3 protein-coding genes are annotated in these 4832 nt (G+C 47.7%); all 3 read left to right on the forward strand.

Translation table 11 applies throughout. From position 1 onward, the window contains the following. On the forward strand, window positions 1-1809 hold a 1809-nt coding region (locus GX419_06575; GenBank protein NLI24350.1), incomplete at its 5' end, for a formate C-acetyltransferase/glycerol dehydratase family glycyl radical enzyme. Window positions 1810-2166: 357 nt separating this feature from the next. Next, complete coding sequence (locus GX419_06580; protein NLI24351.1) at window positions 2167-3510, forward strand: peptidase; 1344 nt, start codon at window positions 2167-2169, stop codon at window positions 3508-3510. 117 nt (window positions 3511-3627) lie between these two features. Then, the coding region (locus GX419_06585) for a U32 family peptidase (protein ID NLI24352.1) at window positions 3628-4832 on the forward strand (1205 nt) is incomplete at its 3' end.

Below are 4832 nucleotides of genomic sequence, written 5' to 3' on the forward strand. Positions count from 1 at the left end.
ATTAATGATCCTGAGGCCTTTGAAAAGCGAGAAGAACTTACCGCCATGGAAATGGCAGCCAGGGCCTTGATGGCCTATGCCAGCAGGTATGCCGAGCTGCTGCAGGAAAAAGCTGCTGTTGAAACCAATCCTGAACGGAAAAAAGAACTGTCGGAAATGGCAGAGATATGCCGGAGGGTTCCGGCCAATGCCCCCCGGACATTCCACGAAGCACTTCAGTACTACTGGTTTGTTCATGTAGGAGTAATTACGGAGGTTAACCCATGGGATTCGTTTAACCCGGGGCGGCTCGATCAGCACCTGTGGCCTTTTTACCGTAAGGGACTGGAAGATGGGACGCTCACCGAAGAACGTGCCAGGGAGCTTTTACAGGCTTTCTGGGTGAAATTCAATAACCATCCTGCTCCTCCCAAAATTGGCGTTACTGCTCTTGAAAGCAATACCTATACCGACTTTGCCCTCATCAATCTGGGAGGAGTAAAATCCGACGGATCAGATGCCGTGAATGAACTCACCTTTCTTATCCTTGACGTGATTGAGGAAATGCGGCTGTTACAGCCCAGTTCTATGGTACAGATCAGCAAGAAAAATCCTGATGCATTCCTTCACAGGGCATTGAAGATCGTAAAAACAGGATTCGGACAGCCATCCATTTTTAATACCGACGCCATTGTGCAGGAACTTCTCCGGCAGGGTAAATCACTCGAAGATGCCCGAAACGGCGGAGCCAGTGGTTGCGTCGAAGCAGGCGCTTTCGGGAAAGAAGCATATATTCTTACCGGCTACTTCAACCTCCCCAAAATCCTCGAAATTACCTTAAACAATGGCTTTGATCCGCGCACAAAAAAGAAAATCGGTTTGGAAACAGGGGATCCTTCGACATTCAGATCATTCGATGAACTGATGGAGGCCTACAGAAAACAACTTAACCACTTTATCAATATTAAAATTAAAGGCAATAACATCATAGAAAGGCTCTATGCACGGAATCTGCCTACACCTTTTCTGTCGTTGTTTATCGATGACTGCATAGCCAGGGGAAAAGATTATATAGATGGCGGACCCCGTTATAACACCAGCTATATTCAGGGAGTGGGACTGGGAAGCATAACCGATAGCCTGACTTCACTGAAGTACCATGTATTTGACAAAAAGGATGTATCAATGGAAACCATGCTGAAAGCGCTCAAGGCTGATTATGCAGGGTATGAAGATTTGCATCACACTATGGTTTACGAAACGCCCAAATACGGAAATGATGACGACTATGCCGACGAACAGGCCCGGACGGTTTTCAATATGTTCTTTGAAGCTGTTGACGGAAGGCCTACGGCAAGAGGTGCAACGTTTCGTATCAACATGCTTCCAACTACCAGCCATGTTTACTTTGGAAGTGTTATCGGAGCCTTACCCGATGGAAGAAAAGCGGGTGTGCCGCTTTCTGAAGGTATTTCTCCTGTCCAGGGTGCTGATACCCATGGTCCGACGGCCGTACTCAAATCGGCGGCCAAAATCGATCATATTAAGACCGGCGGAACTCTTCTGAATCAGAAATTCTCCCCTTCATTCTTTAAGGACGATACCGCAATCCGGAAACTCGGTTCGCTGGTACGAAGCTATTTCCGACTCGACGGTCACCACATCCAGTATAATGTGGTGTCGGCCGAAACTCTTCGTGACGCCCAGAAACACCCCGAAAAATACCGCGACCTGATTGTTCGTGTGGCCGGGTATAGCGATTATTTCAACGACCTGGGCGAAGACCTGCAAAACGAGATTATCCGGAGAACAGAACACGAGGGAGTGTGAACCATTCGATGCTGCAGGCGTTTCCATGCCGAAGCCGGCAATGGATGGAGTCTTTAGGGAATTGCTGCAAGATTGAAACAATAGTTGGTTCTGTCTGAACGATCTCACCTGACAGAACATCTACATACATTTTGCAGTATATTGGATCGGGAATGTCTATCGCCCAGCATACCCGCAATTCAATTTTTCCCTATGTTGCCAGTGGAAGAATTTTAACCCAGGTACTATGAATTGGTTAATTCATGGTACTTCGGTTTAAGATTTATGGTATTCAAATCGAGGTCTTTTCTGGGGATGGTTAATTGTATTTTGATGAACACTTGTCTATATTTACCGGCAAACTACTTCCTGCTTTCTATGAGAAAAAAAGTATTCCATGTGTTGGTGCTGGCTGGCCTGGCATTGGTATTCCTGGGCATGGGCCGGCACGGTTCCGATGAAGCTTCAAACATCGAAAGTTTTCTGAAGTCAATACCCGGTGCAAAAGTGGAAAAACTTATGCCGGATGAATACGGCCATGCCGGATATGAAGTTCTGATTCCCCAGCCTGTCGATCACAACCGACCAAACGGAAAAAAGTTCTACCAGCGTTTTGTAGTGCGGCATGCCGGCTTTGACAGACCCGTGGTGGTTGTTCTGGAAGGCTATCAGATCTGGTCTGACCGGCCCTATGAACTGAGCATGATGCTGGATGCGAACCAGATTACCATCGAACATCGTTTTTTCGGTAAAAGTGCTCCGGATAAAATTCCCTGGGAGTACCTCTCCATCTGGCAGGCAGCCAATGATCACCATGCTATCATTCAAACCCTGAAAAAAGTTTATCGTGGCAAATGGGTCAGTACCGGCATCAGCAAGGGAGGACAGACTACCCTGTTTCATCGCCGCTTTTTCCCTGACGATGTCGATGTAAGTGTTCCTTATGTGGCCCCGCTCAATTTTGCAAGGGAAGATCCGCGCCTTGACCATTTTCTCGATACCATGGGTTCGCCGCAGTGCCGGGCAGGCATCAGAGCTTTCCAGCGTGCAGTTCTTTCCCGTAAAGCACAAATGGCTTCCCTGCTTTCAGAAGTTGCTGCCGAAAAAAACTGGTCGTTTTCTGTCGGAATAGAACGGGCAGTTGAACTGGCTGCGCTGGAGTATCCATTTGCCTTCTGGCAATGGGGGATGATAAAATGCAATGAAATTCCTGACAGTACTGCCTCCGATTCACTGTTGTTTGCCCATCTGGTGCGGTCCGATGCCATTAGCATGTTTACCGATGAAGACATAAAACGGTACCAGCCTTTCTATTACCAGGCAATGACAGAACTCGGTATGTACCATTACCGCGTTGCCCCTTTCCGTGAGTTTCTGAAAGATACAGCCGATATTACCTTCCATTTTATGCTGCCCAAAGGGGTTAAGGTTTCGTACCATCCGGAGGCCATGCAGGACATTAACAACTGGCTTCAGGAGAACGGACGGCAGATGCTTTTCATTTACGGGCAATATGATACCTGGGGCGCTACAGGAGTTCAACTCAGATGCCATTCAGGGGCATACAAGTTTGTATGTCCCGGCGGCTCTCATCGAACTCGCATAATGAGCTTTGAACCGGCTATGCGCGATAGCATATTTCATGTTCTTGGCCGCTGGCTTCAGATGGAAGTGCCCGTTGAAAAGTTCCGGAGCAATATCAGATTGAAGCAGGCATCCTGAGCCAACTGCCGGCATATCCGGGCCTGTCCACCCTTCAAAACCTTCAATCTGACCGGGAATATTGAACTATGCTTAGCCTGCAACACCTGACCACCATAAGAACACAAAACCCGAAGCATGAAAAGTCGCACTGCTATTGAACTTCTTTCACCTGCGCGTGATGCCGATACCGGAATTGCCGCTGTTAATTGCGGTGCAGATGCGGTTTACATTGCTGCCCGCCGGTTCGGAGCACGCAAAGGGGCAGGTAATGAAATGCAGGATATTGAAAGGCTTATCCGGCATGCCCACCTTTTCCGTGCCAGAGTGTACCTTGCCCTGAATACCCTTTTGTATGACCATGAACTCGAGGAAGCCCTTTCTATTATCCGTGATGCATGGAATGCCGGAGTTGACGGAATCATCATTCAGGACATGGGCCTGCTTGAATGCGACTTGCCCCCTGTACCATTGATTGCAAGCACACAAACTGATAACAGAAATCCGGAAAAAATAAGATTTCTTGAAAAGATTGGTTTTCAGAGGGTTATCCTTGCCCGTGAGCTAACCCTGGCTGAAATTAAAAACATCCGAAGCCAGACCAGCATGGAACTGGAATTCTTTATTCACGGGGCACTTTGCGTAAGTTACAGCGGGCAATGCTATCTGAGCCAGGCTGTGAAGGGAAGAAGTGCGAACCGAGGCGAATGTGCCCAGCTCTGCCGTTTACCCTATTCCCTCTTTGATGAAAACGGAAAAGAGCTGGTGAGCAACCGGCATGTTCTTTCCCTCAAAGACCTTAATCTGACGGATTACATCGGACAGTTGATCGACGCAGGCATTACTTCCTTTAAAATCGAAGGCCGGCTAAAGGATATAGCGTATGTAAAGAATGTAACTTCCTGGTACAGAAAAATTCTCGATCGCATTATGGAAGAACGGGATGATCTGAAGCGTTCCTCTTCAGGATCTGTTTTTATCCCGTTCAGCCCCGACCCGGCGCGTTCATTTAACAGGGGGTTTACAGCGCATTTCATCAGGGGAAGAAAGCCCGGATTATCGGCCATTTTGTCGCCAAAGTCAACCGGTCATTATCTTGGAAAAGTCAGCAGAACAGGAGAGGGGTATTTCGTTCTCGATACAGAAGAATCGGTCAGCAATGGCGACGGATTATGCTATTTTGACGAACAGAATGTTCTCAGGGGATTTCGCGTTAACAGGGCAGAAGGCAATAGGATTTTTTTATGGAAGGATGCACCTCCTCCTCCGGGAACTGAAATTTACCGGAACAATGATTTGCAGTTCGAACAGCAGGTGCTTTCAGCAAAAGAAACAAGAAAAAT

The organism is Bacteroidales bacterium (genome assembly GCA_012517825.1).
GTDB lineage: Bacteria > Bacteroidota > Bacteroidia > Bacteroidales > JAAYUG01 > JAAYUG01.

Coding starts and splice junctions, on each gene's coding strand:
- GX419_06580 (NLI24351.1), top strand. CDS start 2,167: ATGAGAAAAAAAGTATTCCATGTGTTGGTGCTGGCTGGCCTGGCATTG.